Annotated in this window: 16 protein-coding genes; 11 read left to right on the forward strand and 5 right to left on the reverse strand. The window is 32.7% G+C overall.

What is annotated here, in order from left to right; genetic code table 11:
- Positions 1-7 precede the first annotated feature (7 nt).
- The 4 genes from BT107_RS11105 (at position 8) to rimK (ending at position 4,852) form a co-directional block, all read left to right on the forward strand.
- Positions 8-1,873 (forward strand): SulP family inorganic anion transporter, encoded by a 1,866-nt coding sequence (locus BT107_RS11105; RefSeq protein ID WP_072303885.1) that lies wholly within the window; start codon positions 8-10, stop codon positions 1,871-1,873.
- An 80-nt stretch (positions 1,874-1,953) separates the two neighbouring features.
- Positions 1,954-2,973 (forward strand): phenylalanine--tRNA ligase subunit alpha, encoded by a 1,020-nt coding sequence (pheS, locus tag BT107_RS11110; protein WP_072303886.1) that lies wholly within the window; start codon positions 1,954-1,956, stop codon positions 2,971-2,973.
- Positions 2,974-2,995: 22 nt separating this feature from the next.
- Positions 2,996-3,391, forward strand: coding sequence for a hypothetical protein (locus tag BT107_RS11115; RefSeq protein ID WP_072303887.1), 396 nt, complete (start codon positions 2,996-2,998; stop codon positions 3,389-3,391).
- A 69-nt stretch (positions 3,392-3,460) separates the two neighbouring features.
- Entirely contained in the window at positions 3,461-4,852 is a 1,392-nt protein-coding gene (rimK, locus tag BT107_RS11120) for a 30S ribosomal protein S6--L-glutamate ligase (protein WP_072303888.1), read from the forward strand.
- Between the two features lie 52 nt (positions 4,853-4,904).
- On the opposite strand, the gene BT107_RS11125 is transcribed toward rimK, so the two are convergent.
- Both BT107_RS11125 and BT107_RS11130 read right to left on the reverse strand, forming a co-directional pair.
- Positions 4,905-5,378: a CYTH domain-containing protein gene (locus BT107_RS11125; protein ID WP_072303889.1), complete on the reverse strand. Its 474-nt coding sequence runs from the start codon at positions 5,376-5,378 to the stop codon at positions 4,905-4,907.
- Position 5,379: 1 nt separating this feature from the next.
- Positions 5,380-6,048: a Rossmann-fold NAD(P)-binding domain-containing protein gene (locus BT107_RS11130; protein WP_072303890.1), complete on the reverse strand. Its 669-nt coding sequence runs from the start codon at positions 6,046-6,048 to the stop codon at positions 5,380-5,382.
- A 27-nt stretch (positions 6,049-6,075) separates the two neighbouring features.
- On the opposite strand from BT107_RS11130, the gene dinB reads away from it, so the two are divergent.
- The 7 genes from dinB (at position 6,076) to BT107_RS11165 (ending at position 13,002) form a co-directional block, all read left to right on the forward strand.
- Positions 6,076-7,173: a DNA polymerase IV gene (gene dinB / locus BT107_RS11135; protein WP_072303891.1), complete on the forward strand. Its 1,098-nt coding sequence runs from the start codon at positions 6,076-6,078 to the stop codon at positions 7,171-7,173.
- A 101-nt stretch (positions 7,174-7,274) separates the two neighbouring features.
- Positions 7,275-7,913, forward strand: a complete 639-nt coding sequence (locus BT107_RS11140) for a peroxiredoxin (protein WP_072303892.1) — start codon at positions 7,275-7,277, stop codon at positions 7,911-7,913.
- Positions 7,914-8,008: 95 nt separating this feature from the next.
- The gene (locus BT107_RS11145) at positions 8,009-9,100 is read left to right on the forward strand and encodes a sensor histidine kinase (protein ID WP_072303893.1); all 1,092 of its coding nucleotides are present in this window, start codon (positions 8,009-8,011) and stop codon (positions 9,098-9,100) included.
- Positions 9,101-9,103: 3 nt separating this feature from the next.
- Positions 9,104-10,432: a sigma-54-dependent transcriptional regulator gene (locus tag BT107_RS11150; RefSeq protein ID WP_072303894.1), complete on the forward strand. Its 1,329-nt coding sequence runs from the start codon at positions 9,104-9,106 to the stop codon at positions 10,430-10,432.
- A gap of 468 nt (positions 10,433-10,900) precedes the next feature.
- Positions 10,901-12,184, forward strand: coding sequence for a Glu/Leu/Phe/Val family dehydrogenase (locus BT107_RS11155; RefSeq protein ID WP_072303895.1), 1,284 nt, complete (start codon positions 10,901-10,903; stop codon positions 12,182-12,184).
- Positions 12,185-12,199: 15 nt separating this feature from the next.
- Entirely contained in the window at positions 12,200-12,619 is a 420-nt protein-coding gene (locus BT107_RS11160; protein WP_072303896.1) for a GreA/GreB family elongation factor, read from the forward strand.
- Positions 12,616-13,002, forward strand: a complete 387-nt coding sequence (locus BT107_RS11165) for a hypothetical protein (RefSeq protein ID WP_139254312.1) — start codon at positions 12,616-12,618, stop codon at positions 13,000-13,002. Before BT107_RS11160 ends, BT107_RS11165 begins: the two co-directional genes overlap by 4 nt.
- A 114-nt stretch (positions 13,003-13,116) precedes the next feature.
- On the opposite strand, the gene BT107_RS11170 is transcribed toward BT107_RS11165, so the two are convergent.
- Genes BT107_RS11170 through BT107_RS11180 form a run of 3 tightly spaced genes read right to left on the reverse strand, consistent with a single transcriptional unit; the run spans position 13,117 to position 18,686 of the window.
- The gene (locus tag BT107_RS11170) at positions 13,117-13,779 is read right to left on the reverse strand and encodes an ABC transporter ATP-binding protein (protein ID WP_072303898.1); all 663 of its coding nucleotides are present in this window, start codon (positions 13,777-13,779) and stop codon (positions 13,117-13,119) included.
- Between the two features lie 10 nt (positions 13,780-13,789).
- Entirely contained in the window at positions 13,790-16,234 is a 2,445-nt protein-coding gene (locus tag BT107_RS11175; protein WP_072303899.1) for an FtsX-like permease family protein, read from the reverse strand.
- 34 nt (positions 16,235-16,268) lie between these two features.
- Entirely contained in the window at positions 16,269-18,686 is a 2,418-nt protein-coding gene (locus BT107_RS11180; RefSeq protein WP_072303900.1) for an ABC transporter permease, read from the reverse strand.
- Between the last annotated feature and the right edge of the window lie 6 nt (positions 18,687-18,692).

The raw sequence follows: 18,692 nt of genomic DNA on the forward strand, positions 1-18,692 counted from the left end.
TTATTATATGAAAAATCTTTTCTCTAACATAAAAGGAGATATTTTTGGTGGTATTACCGCCGGTATTGTCGCCTTACCCCTAGCATTAGCCTTTGGGGTTAGTTCTGGTCTTGGCCCAGCTGCCGGACTATATGGAGCTATATTTATTAGTTTTTTTGCTGCGCTTTTTGGGGGTACAAGTACTCAAATTTCTGGTCCTACTGCACCAATGACAGCTGTAAGTATGGTTGTAATAGCAAGTATTATTGCTGTTCATGATGGTGATGTAGAAAAGGCCATGCCATTTATTTTAATGGTATTTATTTTAGCAGGACTTATACAAATAGCACTTGGGTTATTAGGTATGGGTAAGTATATAAAATACATACCATACCCAGTAGTTTCTGGTTTTATGACTGCTATTGGTGTTATTATTTTAATTACACAAATACTGCCTGCTATTGGCTACTATCCTAAAGAAGATACGGATTTTGTAAATAGTTTTAAACCACAAGCAGAAGAAGTAATTTTACAAAACATACTTAAAGAAGAAGCTGGCGAAGGCATTTTAGTTTTAGAAAACTTTAAAGAGACAATCACAAGAGCTAATTCTGTGTCTCAAGAAGATATGATGAAAGAGGCTAAAACTCTAGCTGCTAAGGAAGCATCTGGCGTAATGGGTGCTTTTAAAGTATTTCCAAGAGCTATACAACAAATTAAGTGGCTAGAACTTGCATTAGCTTTGGCTACTATCCTTATTATTTATGGTTTTAAACGCATAACAACAGCTGTACCAAGTACATTAGTAGCACTTTTAACTGTATCTGGTGTCGCGTTTGCATTTAAGTTACCATACAGAACCATAGAAAAAATCCCTACTGGCATACCAAAGCCAAACTTAGAGGTTTTCTCCCAGTTTAGTGTAACAGCTATAACTCCTTATGTTTTTACTGCTTTAACATTAGCACTTTTAGGAGCTATAGATTCTTTACTAACATCTGTTGTTGCAGATAATATGACAAAGACTAAGCATAAACCAAATAAAGAATTAATTGGCCAAGGTATTGGTAATACTATAGCTGCCATTTTTAATGGTATACCAGGAGCTGGTGCAACTATACGTACTGTTGTAAACATTAACTCGGGTGGTAAAACTAAATTATCTGGTATGGTTGCAGGTATAATGCTTTTAGTTGTTTTATTAGCATTAGGCCCTATTGCTTCTCAAATACCAGCTGCAGTATTAGCAGGTATCTTAATTACTGTTGGTATTGGTGTTATGGATTATAAAGGTTTAAAAGCTATTCCTAGTTTACCAAGAGATTTTAAAATAGGTCCTTTTAAAATTAGTTCAGAAGTAGTAATAATGCTAATTGTAATGGTACTTTCTTCTATATGGAACTTAGTATATGCCGTGGGTATAGGTCTTGTAATTTCTTCTTTAATGTTTATGAAAAAAATAGGAGATCTTACTGCAGAGCGTTCTGATGTAAAATCTCTTTTAAAAGAAAAAGCATGGAAAGACGAGTTAGATTTTCCTCAAGCTTTAAAAGAAGAAGTCTTTATTAAACATATAAAAGGCCCTTTATTCTTTGGTTCTACTAGTGATTTTCAACAACTAGCGAGTCAAATACCAACTACAGCTAACACTGTAATTATTAGAACAGGAAGAATGCAATATATGGATCAGTCCGGTTTGTATGCTATGGAAGACGTTTTAGTAGACTTAAGAAAAAACAACATAAATGTTCTCTTTGTTAATCTGCTAAAACAACCTAGATATATGATGGAACGTATAGACATAATTCCAGACTTAATACCTAAAGAGCATATTTTTACTAGTTTTGATAATGCTGTACAGTGGACTAAAGAAAATGTAGAAGATAAACACTAGAGTAGTTACAAAACATTAATTAATACAATCCAATACGGGAATAATTGCTAAATTTGCCCCGTATTGGATTTTTTTGTGTTATGATAGATGAAATAAAAAAACATATTGCCTTAGTTAACGAGTTTACATCGACAGACTTAGACGCAATAGAAAGTTTTAGAATAAAATATTTAGGTAAAAAAGGATTATTAAATGACTTCTTTGCCGAGTTTAAAAATGTTCCTAACGAACAAAAAAAGGAATTTGGACAAACTATAAACGAGCTAAAAAATGCTGCAACAGATAAAGTTAATTCTTTAAAAGATGCCTTAGCTAGCACAACTGCTAGTGATAGTGTTTATGGTGACTTAACACGCCCTGGACAACCTATGTCTATTGGTGCAAGACACCCAATATCTATAGTTAAAAATCAGATTATAGAGATTTTCTCTAGAATAGGCTTTAATGTTTCTGAAGGTCCAGAGATTGAAGACGATTGGCACAACTTTACTGCACTTAACTTGCCAGAGTATCACCCTGCAAGAGATATGCAAGACACATTCTTTATACAAACTAATCCAGATGTATTATTGCGTACGCACACATCATCTGTACAGGTTAGGTATATGGAAAATAACAAGCCACCTATACGTACAATATCTCCAGGTAGAGTATACAGAAACGAAGCGATTTCTGCTCGTTCTCATTGTTTTTTCCACCAAATAGAAGGTTTATATATAGATAAAGACGTTTCGTTTGCCGATTTAAAACAAACACTACAGTTTTTTACAACTGAGCTTTTTGGAAAATCTAAAATTCGTTTACGCCCTTCTTACTTCCCGTTTACAGAGCCTAGTGCAGAAGTAGATGTGTATTGGGGACTAGAAACAGAGTCTGACTATAAAATTACCAAAGGAACTGGTTGGTTAGAAATTGGTGGTTGTGGTATGGTAGATCCTAATGTACTTAAAAACTGTGGTATAGACCCAGAAGAATATTCTGGCTTTGCTTTTGGTGTAGGTATAGATCGTATTGCTATGTTGTTACATCAAATAACAGATATTCGTTTGTTAAGTGAAAATGATGTACGCTTTTTAGAGCAATTTAAAAGCGCATTATAAACAAGCATAAAGTTATTTTTAGATGAAAAAAGACATCATAATCCCTGTTGTAAAAGACATACACGTTGCCATTATACATGAGTTTAACGAGGAGTTTTTAGACAAGGAATGGAATGCTTACATATTAAACAACAAAACAGAACCAATAGAAATGGTTCTTATAGTCTCTAAAGGCTATGAAGGTGAAACAATGACTTCTACAATGAGACATTCAGTTTCTAAATTAGAAGGTAAATCTTATGCCAAAATAGAAGTTGTACAAGAAGATGTTTTACAACTAAACAACGAGTTTTATGTAACTTTTTTTGCTGATGGAAAGCTTTTTGAAAAACGTTTTACATTTGAAAAAAACACAGTTACACCAGAAAATTTATCCACCATACCTCTAATTGAAAAAGAGGGAATATTTGCGAAATAATAGCATTAAGAAAACATAATCTTATTTCTTTTAAGTTAAATTCGCATTTTTTAAATTAATATATTACCTATGAGCAACACTACTAAATTTGAAGGACTACAAGTTATTGGAGCAGAGGAATGGTGCGTTTTTAGTGAACTAGGAATACCTGCTATTAAAGCACGTGTAGATTCTGGCGCAAAAACATCATCTATACAAGCCAATAATGTAAAAGTATATAACAAAGGTTTAGAAGAGTGGGTAAAATTCGAGGTTAACCCAATACAAGAAAACAGAAGTGTAACTATTACCTGTGAAGCTCCTTTAGTAGACCGTAGAACCGTAAAAAGTTCTGTAGGTATTTCTGAAGAACGCTTGGTTGTAAGAGCAGATGTTAAATTAGGAGACAATCTACACAGTATAGAACTTACGCTTGCCAACAGAGATACTATGGAGTATCGTATGCTGTTAGGTCGCGAAGCTTTAAACCAACGCTATATAGTAAACCCAGCAGAAAGCTATTGTGTGCAAAACTTTACTGAAGAAGAAATTCAGGAAAAATACGCATCTCATATGGCAGAAAAATCTGGACTAACTATTGCTTTATTAGCTAGTAACCCCAATTTATATAGTAACAAAAGAATTATAGAAGCTGGTGAAGCTAGAGGCCATGAAGTTGTTTTTTTAAATGTAGAAAACGCTTATATGAAACTAGATACAAAATCGCCACAAATACGTTACAGAGGTGGTAATGTTCTAAATAAGTTTGATGCCGTAATTCCTAGAATTAAGCCTGCCGTTACTTTTTATGGCTGCGCATTAATTAGACAGTTTGATAATCTTGGCGTGTATTGCTTAAATACTGCAGAAGCTATTACGCAGTCTAGAGATAAATTATTTGCTTCCCAATTATTCTCTAAAAACGATATTGATATTCCTATTACAGGTTTTGCAAAATCCCCAATGGACACTAAAGACCTTATACATATGGTAAACGGTGCACCATTAATTATTAAATTATTAGAAAGCACACAAGGTAAAGGTGTTGTTTTAGCAGAAACAAACAAAGCGGCAGAGAGTGTTATAAACGCTTTTAAAAGTGTACAAACAAACATTTTGGTACAAGAATTTATTAAAGAAGCAAACGGCCAAGATATACGTTGTTTTGTAGTTAATGGTAAAGTTGTAGCATCTATGCAACGCCAAGCTCAAAAAGGAGAGTTTAGAGCTAACATTCATCAAGGTGGCGTAGCGTCTTTAATTAAAATAACTTCTGAGGAACGCAAACTTGCTGTAAAAGCTGCAAAAATATTAAACCTTGCTGTTGCTGGTGTAGATATTATACGCTCTAACAAAGGGCCATTATTACTAGAAGTAAATTCTTCTCCTGGCCTAGAAGGCATAGAGGCCGCTACTGGCTTAGATATAGCTAATGTTATGATTAGAGCTATTGAGAAAAAACTAAACTATACCTCTAACTAAATAAAAGAAACACAAAAAAAGTCTAGTAAAATTTACTAGACTTTTTTTTATTTTATACACTCCACTTTTTAAAGGGATTTTTACTTAACTGAGAATTATAATATTTAATATCACCAGTAACCTCATCTGCTAACCAATCTGGTTTTACAAATTCATCAGTTTCAGATTTTAGTTCTACTTCTGCAAGTATTAGTCCTTCATTAGCATCATAAAACTCATCAACCTCAAAAATACAATCTCCTACATTAACATTATAACGTGTTTTGCTAATTACACCTTCTTCGCAAATGTTTAACAATTGTTCTGCTTCTGTAACTGGTATTTCTTTTTCCCACTCAAATCTAGACATACCAGATGCGTTAGAAATTCCTTTTACGGTAATAAAACCTGCATCACCTTTAATTCTAACTCGTACAGATCGTTCTGGGTTAGTACTTAAATAGCCTTGTACTATTCTTTTTTTAGAAATTGCTTCAGCTTTAAAAGCATCACTCTTTACTAAAAATTTACGCTCTATCTCTATCATATTACTCCTCTCCTAATTCTTTAATTTTATCAGACTGTATTTTTATAGTGTTTTCTTCATTATTCCCTAACCAAACCATAGCTTTTGCAATAGTTTCTGGATGTATTGGTTTGTATTTTTTTAAAGAGCCAATTAATAAAAACTGAAACACCTTAAAAAACTGTTTTGCCAACCACTCTCCCATTCTTTTTTCATCTCTTTTACCTGCAATTAAAGATGGTTGCAGTATATGCGTTTTGGGTATTTGCAATGCAATTACAGCATCTTCCATTTGGCCTTTAACCTTATTGTAAAAAACAGAACTACTTGCGTTTGCTCCTAAGGCAGATATAACCATAAATGTTCCTATATCATTTTCTTTACATAATTTAGCTGCCTGCAAAGGTATACCATAGTCTATACTCTTATACAATTCTTTATCTGGAGTTTTTGCTTTTGTTGTACCAATACAGCAATACACCTCATCTGCAACAAAGCTTCCTTTATGACTTTCTAAATCTTGTAAGTCTACTAAATATTCTTCAATTTTTGGATGTGTTAAACCGCTTACAGATCTAGAAAATAGCTTTATTTTTGCATAGGCTTTATGGTTAGTTAATAGTGATACTAAAACACTACCCGTTACCCCAGTTGCCCCTAAAATAATGGCTGTTTTTTCTTTTGTTTTCATCAACATAAATATACCTTAAATTTGTATATGGTCAAGGATATACCTTTACGAAAAATTATTCATGTTGATATGGATGCATTTTACGCATCTGTAGAACAACTAGATAATCCGGAGCTTAGAGGCAAACCTTTAGCTGTTGGCGGTGGCGAAAAAAGAGGTGTTGTTTCTGCTGCTAGTTACGAAGCACGTAAATTTGGTGTACGCTCTGCAATGAGTGGCTATATGGCAAAACGCAACTGTCCAGATTTAATTTTTGTGCCACCACGATTTGATAGGTATAAAGAAATATCGCAAAAAATTAGAACTATTTTTTACGACTATACAGACCTTGTAGAACCACTTTCTTTAGACGAGGCTTATTTAGATGTTACCGTAAATAAAAAAGGAAACCCATCTGCGTCTCTAATTGCTAAAGAAATTAGAGAGCGTATTTTTAATGATCTTGGACTTACTGCTTCTGCTGGGATTTCTATAAATAAATTTATAGCAAAAGTAGCTAGTGATTACAACAAACCAAACGGACAAAAAACAGTTAACCCTGAAGAGGTTTTTTCCTTTTTAGAAGATTTAGAAATTCGCAAATTTTATGGTGTAGGTAAGGTCACTGCAGAAAAAATGTATAAGGTTGGTATTTTTACTGGACTAGATCTTAAAAATAAAACATTACCGTTTTTAGAAGAACACTTTGGAAAAAGCGGAAGCTATTATTACAACGTAGTTAGGGGCATACACAATAGTCCGGTTAAACCAAACAGAATACCAAAATCTGTGGGTGCAGAACGTACATTTAATGAAAATTTAAGTAGTGAAATTTTTATGCTAGAGCGATTAGAAAATATTGCTGGAGAATTAGAACGTCGACTTAAAAAAACTAAAATTGCAGGTAAAACAATTACGTTAAAAATTAAGTATAGCGATTTTACATTGCAAACTAGAAGTAAAACAATTCCATATTTTATTGCAGATAAAGACCTTATTCTAGAGATAGCAAAAGAGTTATTATACCAAGAAAAACTAGAGAATTCTGTGCGTTTATTAGGCATCTCTTTAGCCAACCTAAACACAGAAGATCGGAAAACACCAGCACAAAAAACAATTAGCGTGCAGCTAAAAATTCAGTTTTAAGTACTTAATTTACACAAAGTTTAACCTATTTTAACGCTCTACAAGCTATTAATCTATTAATTTTGTAGGGTAACTAGATTTTTAATTTAAAAAACAAGAATATGGCAAGTTTAAGATTAGGTGATGAAGCTCCAAATTTTATTGCAGATAGTTCTGTAGGAACAATAAATTTATACGATTATTTAGGTGATAGTTGGGGAATTCTTTTTTCTCACCCTGCAGATTTTACACCAGTTTGTACTACAGAATTAGGTACAGCTGCACAATTTAAAGATGAGTTTGATAAGCGTAATGTAAAAATGATAGCATTAAGCGTAGATGGTTCCGAGTCTCATAAAGAGTGGATTAAGGATATTAACGAAGTGCAAAACACAACTGTTACTTTTCCTATAATTGCAGATGAAGACAAAAAAGTATCTACTTTGTATGATATGATTCACCCTAACGCAGATAGCAGTTTAACCGTGCGTTCTGTATTTATTATTGGTCCAGACAAAAAAGTAAAATTAACACTTACATACCCAGCATCTACAGGTCGTAATTTTTACGAGTTGTTACGTGTAATAGACTCTTTACAATTAACAGCAAACCATAAAGTAGCTACACCTGCTAACTGGAAAAATGGCGAAAAAGTTGTTGTTAGTCCGGCTATAGCAACTAGCGATGCCATAAAAATATTTCCTAAAGGAGTAGAAGAAATTAAGCCTTATTTAAGGATGACACCAGACCCTACTGCCTAACACAAGTTGTTTGTATAAAACCTGGCTCTAGTAGACTTTTTGTTTACTAGAGCTATTTTTTTGTAGTAAATTTAACCTTCCTTAATTTATGGTTTATGGTAACTGCTGAAGAAAAATTAAAAGAACGTATTAAAGAGCTTACTTGTTTGTATGACGTTACTTCTATTATAGTTAATTGCGATTATAATGAAGTTGAAGTTGGTCTACGTGCCATTGTATTTTGTTTAAAAAATGCTTGGCAATATACAGATGATACCTATGTTGTTCTAAAGACTGATGATTATTCTATTACTTCTAAAAAAGAACACAAAGACTATGTTTTTTTAACATCTGCTATTACACTTTTTAATAAAGAAATTGGAACCATAAAAGTTGGTTACCCATCTGAAAAATTTAGTGTTTTAGATTTTCTTGAAGAAGAACAACAGCTTTTAAACAATGTATGCTTAGAGGTAGGAAACCTACTTGAACGAAAAGAGATTAAAGAGAACGAAATTCTAATTAAAAGGCAAGTAGAACAGTCTGATAGGTTACGTATTCTTGGAGAAATTACAGCTGGTATTGCACACGAGTTAAATACTCCGCTTGCAAATATTCTTGGTTTTGCAGAGCTTTTAAAAGACAGAACCAAAGAAGATAAACAAGCTAGTAAAGATGTAGATAAAATTATAAATAGTGCTATTTACTCTAGAGAAGTAGTTAAAAAACTTATGTTCTTTGCTTGCGAGATGCCACAACAAAAAAGTTTAGTTAACATTATTCCTATATGTAAAGAGGCCATAGAATTGCTTAAACCTATATTAAAAACAAAAGGCATTACTCTTAACCTTAACTCTAGCAATACAGAAATTGCATTAAAAATAGACCGCATACAGTTAACACAAGTACTTTTCAATTTGGTTATTAATGCTATTTATTTTTCTAAAGAAAAGGGAATCATCGACCTAGAAATAAAAGATAAATCTGCTACTGTAGAAATACAAATTAAAGATCAAGGTTCCGGAATAGATAACAGCCTAGGAAATAAAATTTTTGAACCCTTTTTTACTACCAAACCAGTTGGCGATGGTTCTGGATTAGGATTAAGTGTAGTACACGGTATTGTTAAAAGTCATAAAGGAAATATAACCTATAGCACAAATACACCTAGAGGAACTATATTTACAGTTACTTTTCCTAAATTGTAGAAAATGGGATTACAAAAAGAAAACATATTAATTGTAGATGACGACATACATATTTTAGAACTTTTACAACGTCATTTACAATCTTTAAATTACCACGTGTACCAAGCTGTTTCTGTAAAACAGGCTTTGTATGTGCTGCACGACTCTACCATAGATTTATTAATTACAGACATACAAATGCCAGAAATAGATGGCTTACAACTGCTTAAATATACTGCAGAACATTACCCACATATTCCTAAATTGGTTATTACTGGTTACCCATCTGTAGACGATGCTATGACTGTTATAAAATCTGGAGCTACAGATTATTTAACCAAACCATTTACAAAAGAAGAATTAAAGCAGGCTGTTCACAGATCTTTGGACTGTGCAGAAAAAGAAAAGCAAAAACAGCCTAAGCAAAAAAATAAAAGTACAAGTTCTAGTTACGGACAAATGATTGGTACTTCTGCTGCTTTTGAGAAAGTAACAGAAATTATAGAACGTGTAAAAGATAATAAGGCTACCGTTTTAATACAAGGAGAAAGTGGTACAGGTAAAGAGCTTGTTGCTAGAGCAATTCACTATTCTGGTAAATTTGCAAAAGCCCCTTTTATTGCTGTTAACTGTGGTGCTATACCAGAAAACTTATTAGAGTCCGAATTGTTTGGATACACAAAAGGTGCTTTTACTGGTGCTAACGAAAATAGAAATGGTTTTTTTCAGGCAGCAAATAATGGCACTTTGTTTTTAGATGAAATTGGAAATGCATCTACGGCTGTGCAATCTAAATTACTTAGAGCACTACAAGAAAAAGAGATTACAAAGGTAGGATCTCAGAAAGTAGAAAAAGTAGACTTGCGCATTATTGCAGCTACCAACAACAATTTACAAGAAGACATTACTAATAAAAGCTTTAGAGAAGATTTATACTACAGACTAACAGTGGTGCAAATAAATGTGCCTCCGCTAAGAGAACGCAAATCTGATATTCCTTTATTAGTAGAGCAGTTTCTAAAAAAATACGGTGTAGAATACAAAGACCGTTTATTACAAATTACAGATGAAGCCTTAGAAATGTTACAAAGATACCATTGGCAAGGCAACATTAGAGAGTTAGAAAACGTAATACAGCGCGCTGTTATTATGAGCGATGGAAAAATAGATATTAAAGATTTTCCTGATTATTTAAAATATAAAATAGAGTTTCCAGATGCTTCTTTTGCTAGTTTACAGCAAATGGAAAAAGAGTACATACTTAAAGTTTTAGCGGCAACGAATAACAATAAAACTAAAGCTGCAGAAATTCTTCAGATAGACCGTAAAACACTTCGTCAAAAGCTTAAATAATACCGGGTAATTTCTCCCCATCTGGGGTATTTCTCTCCGCCCCATCTTTTTTTTAAAATTATTTTAACTTGTTTATTTAATTGACAATCAATTATTTACAATAAAACTACATTTTTAAATCTTTTTAGGCACACAGCTTGCCAATACACATACGAGTAAGTTATTATAAAAATGATTTTAGATTTTTTATAGTTGATTGATTGATTTGTCTACTTGGCTTTCTAAATGTTTAACTCAAGTGGTGTGGTTTTTTTGTGAAAGTCAAGTGGCATTTTAATGGACTAATACTAAAGTAATGATAAAAATAAATGAAAAGAGCCTCTGTGGTACTTGTGAGCATTTACAGTTTTGTGTAATAACAACAAATAAGAGTTTTATACACTCTTGCAGTGAGTATCAAACTTTTTTAAAAAGTGATATTAACACAGAAACAGTTAACAAAAAAGAATTAGTATTAAATTAAATATAATGATAGCAAAACAGCAGAAAAAGTTGAAGCAAGGGATGCTAGATAATGTTATGCGCCAATTTAATTATAGCGCAGATAATATTAACTTAAATCCTAATATTAGAAAAATATTAAGCATCACTAACAACGAACTTGTTGTGCATTTTCCTGTAAAGATGGATAATGGCGATGTAGAGGTGTTTACAGGCTACAGAGTGCAACATAACAATGCGCTTGGTCCTTACAAAGGTGGTTTACGTTACCACCCAACAGTAGACATAGATGCTGCTAGAGCATTAGCTATGTGGATGACCTGGAAAACATCTTTGGCTGGTTTGCCATATGGCGGCGCTAAAGGTGGTATACAATTAGATCCGTCTAAATACTCACAAGCAGAACTAGAGCGTATTACAAGAAGATTTACCTATGCTTTAGGAGACAATATTGGTCCAGAATTAGATATTCCTGCTCCAGATGTAAATACTAACCCGCAAACAATGGCGTGGATTTTAGATACATATATGTCTACAAAAGCACCATCTGAACGTTCTAAAAATATGCACGTTGTTACAGGTAAGCCTGTTGGCGCTGGTGGTTCTGAGGGTAGAGATAGAGCTACTGGTTACGGTGTGTTTTTAAGTATTCAGTTTTGGGCCGAAAACAAAAAAGTAGACCTAAAAGGCAAAAAATATATTGTACAAGGATTTGGTAATGTAGGTTATTGGACTTCTCATTTCTTAGAAAAAGAAGGCGCTATACTAGTTGGAGTACAAGATGCTTCTGGTTCTATTTTAAATGAAAACGGTATATCTGTAGAAGATTTGTACAAACACACAATGGAACACAAAGGTGCTGTTGCTGGTTTTACTAATGCTGAACCAATAGATAAAGAAAATTTCTTTGGTATTAATTGCGATATCTGTGTGCCTGCAGCATTAGGAAACCAAATTACTGCAAACAATGCAGATAGTATTAAAGCTTTTTTAATTGCAGAAGGTGCAAACGGACCTACAGATGTAGAAGCCGAGAAAATATTACTAGACAAAGGTGTAGCAATTATACCAGATATCTTATGTAATTCTGGAGGTGTAATTGGTAGTTATTACGAGTGGCTGCAAAACCGTAACGGAGAAATTTGGCAACTAGACGAGGTAATGGCTAAAATGCATAAAAAGCTAAAAGAATCTTTTAATAAAGTGATGAAAACTTCTTTAGACAAAGATATAGATATGCGTACTGCAGCATTTAATATTGCTATAGAAAGACTAGAACAGGCATATGTACAAAGAGGGATTTTTCCATAAATAACAGAAAAGAAGATGAAATACGGAGGTTTAATTATTGAAAAAAAAGAATATGTACTGCTTAAAAAATTGATGAACCTTTCTGGTTATCATAAAGACATTACATATAAAAAATCTATTGCAAAGTTACATGAAGAGCTAAAAACTGCCATTGTTAAAGACGAAAGAGATATGCCTACAGATGTTATTAGGTTTAATTCTATTGTTACAATCGCGGCAGAAGAAGGCTGGCAAAAGAATTTTCAATTGGTTAAGCCTTCAGATAGTGATCTTAAGAATAATAAACTTTCCATTTTAACTCCAATGGGTACTGCCGTAATTGGTTACGCTAAAGGCGATAAACTATTATGGGAGTTCCCTTCTGGAGAAAAAACACTTACTGTGGCTAATGTAGAGCAGAAAAATAATTATATAGATGTAAATACGGTATTATGAGTTCAAAATTGTTTTACAACCACGAGGAAGACGCCAGCATAATGATGAAGAAAGATAAGGAAGAGCTGCGCAACTGGATAGATAACTTAGAATTTATAGCTGAAGAGCTGGCTTATTTAATGGAGATTGAAGAACGCATTGCCAATAACAAAGCTATACACCAAGAACTAATAGAACTAAAGCAAGAGAACACAGATAAACTAGCAGAACTGCGCAGATATAATAATTCTACGCTAAGCAACTTAGAGTGCGACACTATGGAGTGCGATGCTTTTTATCTTGAAAATCACGAATCTAAAAGAAATGCTTACTTGGAGTACATTAAAAAGTACAGACAAACCAAAACAAAAACATTTTCTATGATTTTACTTAAAGCTAAATAATTTATATAAGAAGGTTTTAAATAAGTTGATCCTTCTTACTATAACTAGGTTTTGCATTTAGGCCTAGATAGAACACAACGGTGGGGGCTGTTGTGTTCTTTTTTTTTATGACTTTTATATTTTTCTTCCGTCTAATAAATTTATAGTTCTAGATCCGTATGTAGCATTTTTTTCTGAATGTGTTACTTGTACAATCGTAACTCCGTCTTTATTCAATTCTTTAAAAATCTCCATTATTTCTTCTCCCTGCTTAGAGTTTAAATTCCCTGTTGGTTCATCTGCTAAAATAAGTTTAGGACTAGAAATTAAAGCTCTTGCTATACCAACTAATTGCTGCTGCCCACCACTAAGCTGACTAGGAAATAGGTTTTGCTTACCAACAATATTAAATTTATCTAGCATATCTGCTACCAACGCTTTGCGTTCTGACGAGCTATACTTTTTATACAACAAAGGCATTTCTAAGTTTTCATACACCGTAAGCTCATCTAATAAATGATATGCCTGAAAAACAAACCCAATATATTGTTTGTACAAATTAGAACGATGCTTTTCTTTTAAGCTATGTACCGGTTCATCTAAAAAATTATATTCGCCCTCATTAAAAACATCTAACATACCAATTATGTTAAGTAAGGTAGATTTTCCTGAACCAGACGGCCCCATAATAGAAATAAACTCGCCTTCTTCTACTTTTAAATTGATGTCTTTTAGCAAAAAAATCTTTTGTCCGCCAGACTGTACCCACTTGTATATATTGTTTAATTCTAATAACATAATTTGTATTTTATTCTGTTCGTAAACTTTTTATTGGGTTTTTTGTTGATGAAATATAGGTACGCACACCCATAATTAACATTGCAATTAATAGCATTATAACTCCACTTACTGCAAAAATCCACCAACTTAATTTTGTTTTATGTGCAAAATCTTGCAGCCAATAATCTATACCAAAATAAGCTATTGGGGCAGCAATAATAAAGGCAATTAATACCAAGCTTAAAAACTCTTTACTTAACAATACATTTAGCTCTAGTAAAGATGCCCCTAATACTTTGCGTATCCCTATCTCTTTGGTTCTGCGCTCTGTAGTATAAACCACAAGACCTAATAACCCTAAACAACTAATTACAATAGCCAAACCGGTAGCCCAATTAAGTAACAAAGCTGTTTTACGTTCTTGACTGTAAAAACGTTTTATAGTATTATCCATAAAAACAAGCTCAAAAGGTTCATCTGTATACACCTCATTCCAGGCACTTTCTAATTTTTTAGTGGTAACTGGTAAATTTTCCCCGTTTACGTTTGCAAAAGAGATGTGAAACGTTTTAAAACTACTATTTGCTCCGCCTGTACCTACAAAAGCCAACGGTTTAATTGCTGTTTTTAAGGAACGCTGATTAAAATCTTTCATAACACCAACAATTGGGTTTTGCTCACCATCAGCTTTAATAATTTTACCCAAAGCATCTTCTGGTTTTTTAAACCCTAGCATACGCATATAGGTTTGGTTTATTACGTATTCTGTAATACTGTCATTGTTTTGTTTTCTACCTGCAAGTAGTTCTATTCCGTAAATATCTAAATAGTTTTTATCTCCATATAGCAATTGCAATTCTGTATGCACAGGTGCGTTGGTATCATCAAAATAACTAGTATTTGTGGCGCTGGTACTAAAAGATGCTGGCGGATATTCTGCTAAACTAACTTTATTTACTTCTGGTATTGCTTTTATTTTTGTTAACAAGCGTTGTTGTTTTTCTGGCGTCATAGCAAACCAAGGCGCTCTTACAGATGCTATGGCTTCGGTTTTAAAACCCATATCTTTTTGCAATAAAAATGATATTTGCTTACCCACTAAAAGCGTAGCTATTATAAAAACCTGTGCTATTATAAACTGAAAAACAGTTAGGTATTTGCGTAACGATGTTTTATCATTAGTTGCAATAATTTGATTTTTTAACACCGCTATTGGTTTAAAATGAGAAAGCACTACTGCCGGATAAAACCCAGATAAAAACGTAACAGCTAATAGCAATAAAACAACAAATATTATTACCGTTGGCTCTGCAAATAACTCTGAACTTAAACCTGCTGGTATATAGTCTGAAAAAATATTTAACAACCAAAAAGAAAGTACAATAGACACAATTGCAGCACAGGTGGTTAATAAAAATGTTTCTCCTAAAAACTGATAAATTAGTTGTTTTTTAGATCCTCCTAATGTTTTTCTAACACCTATTTCTTTTGCTCTTTGTGTAGCTTGTGCTGTATTTAAGTTGATAAAATTTATACTACCTAACAGCAGTAAAAAAAGAGCAACACAACCTAAACTTATTAAAACCGATTTACTTGCTAGCTCAGAGTCAAAATCAAAAGTATAGTAATTGGTATCAAAATGCATTTTTTGTAATGGTTGCATATAAAACTTACGTTCATTACCAAACTCTGCTTCATTAGGATCTTTATGTTCTTTTGCCAACTTATTTAGTGCAAGCTGTACATTTTTGGCATTTGCATTTTTACTTGTTTTTATAAATAATTGTGAGGCCGAGTTTGTTCCGTTCCAATTGCTACTTAAAACTGCGCTTGTCATATCTGACTGGTGAGCAGTTTTTAATGATATAAACTCTTCAAAAACAATATCTGTACGCTCTGTAAAATTAGCTACAACTCCAGTTACTTGCATATTTATAGTATCATTGTACACCATATGAGCACCAATTATATCTGTATAGTTGGTATTTGGAAAATATTTTTTAGCCCTTTTTTCTGATAGTACTAACTGATTTGGACTCTCTAGCGCACTTTCTTTAGAGCCAGCCAACCATCTATATTTAAATACATTAAAAAAACCTTTATCGGCATAAATAACATAATCCGGATTTTTAAATGTTTTATCTGTAACTGTATTTTTTATGTGTAACGGATACGTAGTTAAAAAAGGGGCAACAGCAGCCAAACTAGCCGAGTTTTGTTTTAAGGCATCACCCAAAGGAAATGAAACTCCCGGATTGTAAAAACTCCCTTCTGGTGTTACAAACTCTGTTGTTACTCTGTATATATAATCTTTATCTGGATGAAATTTATCAAAAGTAAAATCGTAATACACCATTAAACCTATAACAAAAGACACGCTTAGGCCAATAGCCAAACTACTAATCTTAATTAAAGAAAAGAGCTTATTATTCCATAGATTTCTAAACGCTATTTTAAAATAATTCTTAATCATAATGTTCTTGTATTAATGATCTTTTCTATAACTTTTACTCGTCTTTTAATGCATCTACCGGATTAGCTAAAGCAGCTTTTAGACTTTGCCAACTTACAGTAAGTAGTGCAATTACTAAAGCGGTACATCCTGCAACAGCAAAAACCCACCAGCTTATTGCTGTTCTATACGCAAAACCCTCTAACCATTTAAGCATAGTAAACCAGGAAATTGGTACAGCAACTATAAAAGCTAACGTTATCCACTTAACAAAATCCTTATTTAACGTAGCTAAAATATTTACAATATTAGCTCCGTTTACTTTACGAACTCCAATTTCCTTTCTTCGTTGTACAACAGTATATGATGTAAGGCCAAATAAGCCCATAGATGCAATTAAAATTGCTAGAACCGTAAAGATTAAGAATGCACTTCCAAAATTTTTATCTTCGTTATATTGAGACTGAAACTCTTTGTCTAAAAAAGTGTAATTGAACACATTTTGAGCATATGCATTATCCCAAATATTTTCTACCTTTTTTAAAACAGTACCAAAGCCTGCTACCGACGTAACACTTTTATCGAACTTAACCAACAGGTTATTCTTATCTTCATAGTGTCTAATTAGAATTGGTTCTATTGCCGTTTTTAAACCAAAATGATGGTAATCCTTAATTACTCCAGAAATAACCCAATCTTCTCCCCAAAACTTTACCGTTTCATCAACGGCCTCTGCTAGGTTGGCAATTTGCATATGCTTTGCCATTTTCTCATTAATGACTATTTTATTGCTACTCCTTTTTGCTGTTTCTAAAAAAGAACTTCCAGCAACAAACTCCATATCTAAAAGATTAAAATAACCTGGACTTACGTTATAGGTATAAAATATTCTATTCTCATCTACTGTACCATTAGGGAACGTAATACCCACTGTAGAAGACAAATTATCATAACCGCCTCCTGGGTATGTCTCCGCAGAAACTACATTTTTTACATATGGTAATTTTCGTAATTCAGATTCAAATAATTTATTATCTCTTTTTAGTACAGAGTCTTTACTTTTACTTAAAACCTCCCAATTAAATGCAACCACGTGATCTAAATTTGCTCCTATAGGCTGATTTTCTAAAAATTTAATTTGTTTAGCTACTACAATAGTGCCTATAAGCAATACAATTGTTGCAAAAAACTGAGTTATAATAAGACCTTTTCTAATATTAAGTCCGTTAGAAGAAGCTCTTACTTTTCCTTTTAAAGCTACAACAGGAGAATAACCACTTAATATAATTGCAGGATATAATCCTGATAAAACCGTACCTAAAAAAATAAAACCGAGGTAGGGAAGCAAGCCTAATACTACAGCTGAATTTACAATTAAATCTTCACCTGTATAACTATTAAAAAAGGGTAATGTAAATACAACAACTATTGTAGCTATTACAATTGCAATACAATTAATAAGAACAGATTCTAATAAAGATTGAAAAATAAGTTGTGGTCTTTGGGCTCCAGAAACTTTTCGTATTCCTATTTCCTTAGCACGTTCTAAAGATTTTGTAGTTGCAAGATTAACATAATTAAGCCACGATAATATTAAAATTATAAATGCAATAGCCAATAAAAACTTTACTCTACTTTCGCTACCATTAGCTTCTGCTTCATACGGCTTATTAGAATTTAAATGGATGCTTTCTAAAGACTCTATATTATGACGTTCATCTAAATCGTCTTCAAAATTAGTTTTAATTATTTTTTGTTGTAAAGCATCTATATCAGTATTTTTATTAACCTTTATATATGTAAAAAAATTATTCTGACTCCAATTAGGTTCATATTGTCTAGGAATAGCCTTCCACGTTTTTAAGGTCTCAAAAGAAACTAGAAAATTGTTTTTTATGTGTGTGTTTTTAGGAATATCCTTTAATATCCCTGTAACCGTAACTGTTGTTTCACCTTTCCAAAAGATAGAAAGGGTTTTACCTATAGGACTCTCTTTACCAAATATTTTTTCAGCTAGATTTTCTTGTAATACTATACTATTAGGAGCTGCTAGCGCATCTTTTACATCTCCTTTTACCAACGGATAATCAAAAACACTAAAGAATGAAGGATCTACAATTGCTCCTTTATTGCCCTCAAAAACTTCATTTTCATTAATAAAAGTAGTCTTTTGAAGATGAAAAAAACGAACATATTCCTTTATTTCAGGGAATTCTTTTTTTAAGGTTGGTCCACTTAAATTGTAACTCTGTGCATCTCCAGGAGAAAATGTGTTTCCTTCCAAATAATCCATATACACACGGTATACGTTTTCTGAACCATTAAACTTGTCGTAATTACGCTCATTAGCAACGTACATCATAATTAATACAAAAGATGCTATCCCTACAGATAAACCCATTATATTAATAAAAGAGTATAGCTTATTCTTTAACAAGAATCTTGAAGCAATTTTTAAATATAAATTGTACATAGATTA

It is taken from the genome of Cellulophaga fucicola (genome assembly GCF_900119145.1).
Taxonomy (GTDB): Bacteria; Bacteroidota; Bacteroidia; order Flavobacteriales; family Flavobacteriaceae; genus Cellulophaga; species Cellulophaga fucicola.

Bases quoted from the DNA above. Each gene is read 5' to 3' on its own strand.
- BT107_RS11105 (WP_072303885.1), top strand. From the start codon at position 8: ATGAAAAATCTTTTCTCTAACATAAAAGGAGATATTTTTGGTGGTATT.
- pheS (WP_072303886.1), top strand. From the start codon at position 1,954: ATGATAGATGAAATAAAAAAACATATTGCCTTAGTTAACGAGTTTACA.
- BT107_RS11115 (WP_072303887.1), top strand. From the start codon at position 2,996: ATGAAAAAAGACATCATAATCCCTGTTGTAAAAGACATACACGTTGCC.
- rimK (WP_072303888.1), top strand. From the start codon at position 3,461: ATGAGCAACACTACTAAATTTGAAGGACTACAAGTTATTGGAGCAGAG.
- BT107_RS11125 (WP_072303889.1), bottom strand. From the start codon at position 5,378: ATGATAGAGATAGAGCGTAAATTTTTAGTAAAGAGTGATGCTTTTAAA.
- BT107_RS11130 (WP_072303890.1), bottom strand. From the start codon at position 6,048: ATGAAAACAAAAGAAAAAACAGCCATTATTTTAGGGGCAACTGGGGTA.
- dinB (WP_072303891.1), top strand. From the start codon at position 6,076: ATGGTCAAGGATATACCTTTACGAAAAATTATTCATGTTGATATGGAT.
- BT107_RS11140 (WP_072303892.1), top strand. From the start codon at position 7,275: ATGGCAAGTTTAAGATTAGGTGATGAAGCTCCAAATTTTATTGCAGAT.
- BT107_RS11145 (WP_072303893.1), top strand. From the start codon at position 8,009: ATGGTAACTGCTGAAGAAAAATTAAAAGAACGTATTAAAGAGCTTACT.
- BT107_RS11150 (WP_072303894.1), top strand. From the start codon at position 9,104: ATGGGATTACAAAAAGAAAACATATTAATTGTAGATGACGACATACAT.
- BT107_RS11155 (WP_072303895.1), top strand. From the start codon at position 10,901: ATGATAGCAAAACAGCAGAAAAAGTTGAAGCAAGGGATGCTAGATAAT.
- BT107_RS11160 (WP_072303896.1), top strand. From the start codon at position 12,200: ATGAAATACGGAGGTTTAATTATTGAAAAAAAAGAATATGTACTGCTT.
- BT107_RS11165 (WP_139254312.1), top strand. From the start codon at position 12,616: ATGAGTTCAAAATTGTTTTACAACCACGAGGAAGACGCCAGCATAATG.
- BT107_RS11170 (WP_072303898.1), bottom strand. From the start codon at position 13,779: ATGTTATTAGAATTAAACAATATATACAAGTGGGTACAGTCTGGCGGA.
- BT107_RS11175 (WP_072303899.1), bottom strand. From the start codon at position 16,234: ATGATTAAGAATTATTTTAAAATAGCGTTTAGAAATCTATGGAATAAT.
- BT107_RS11180 (WP_072303900.1), bottom strand. From the start codon at position 18,686: ATGTACAATTTATATTTAAAAATTGCTTCAAGATTCTTGTTAAAGAAT.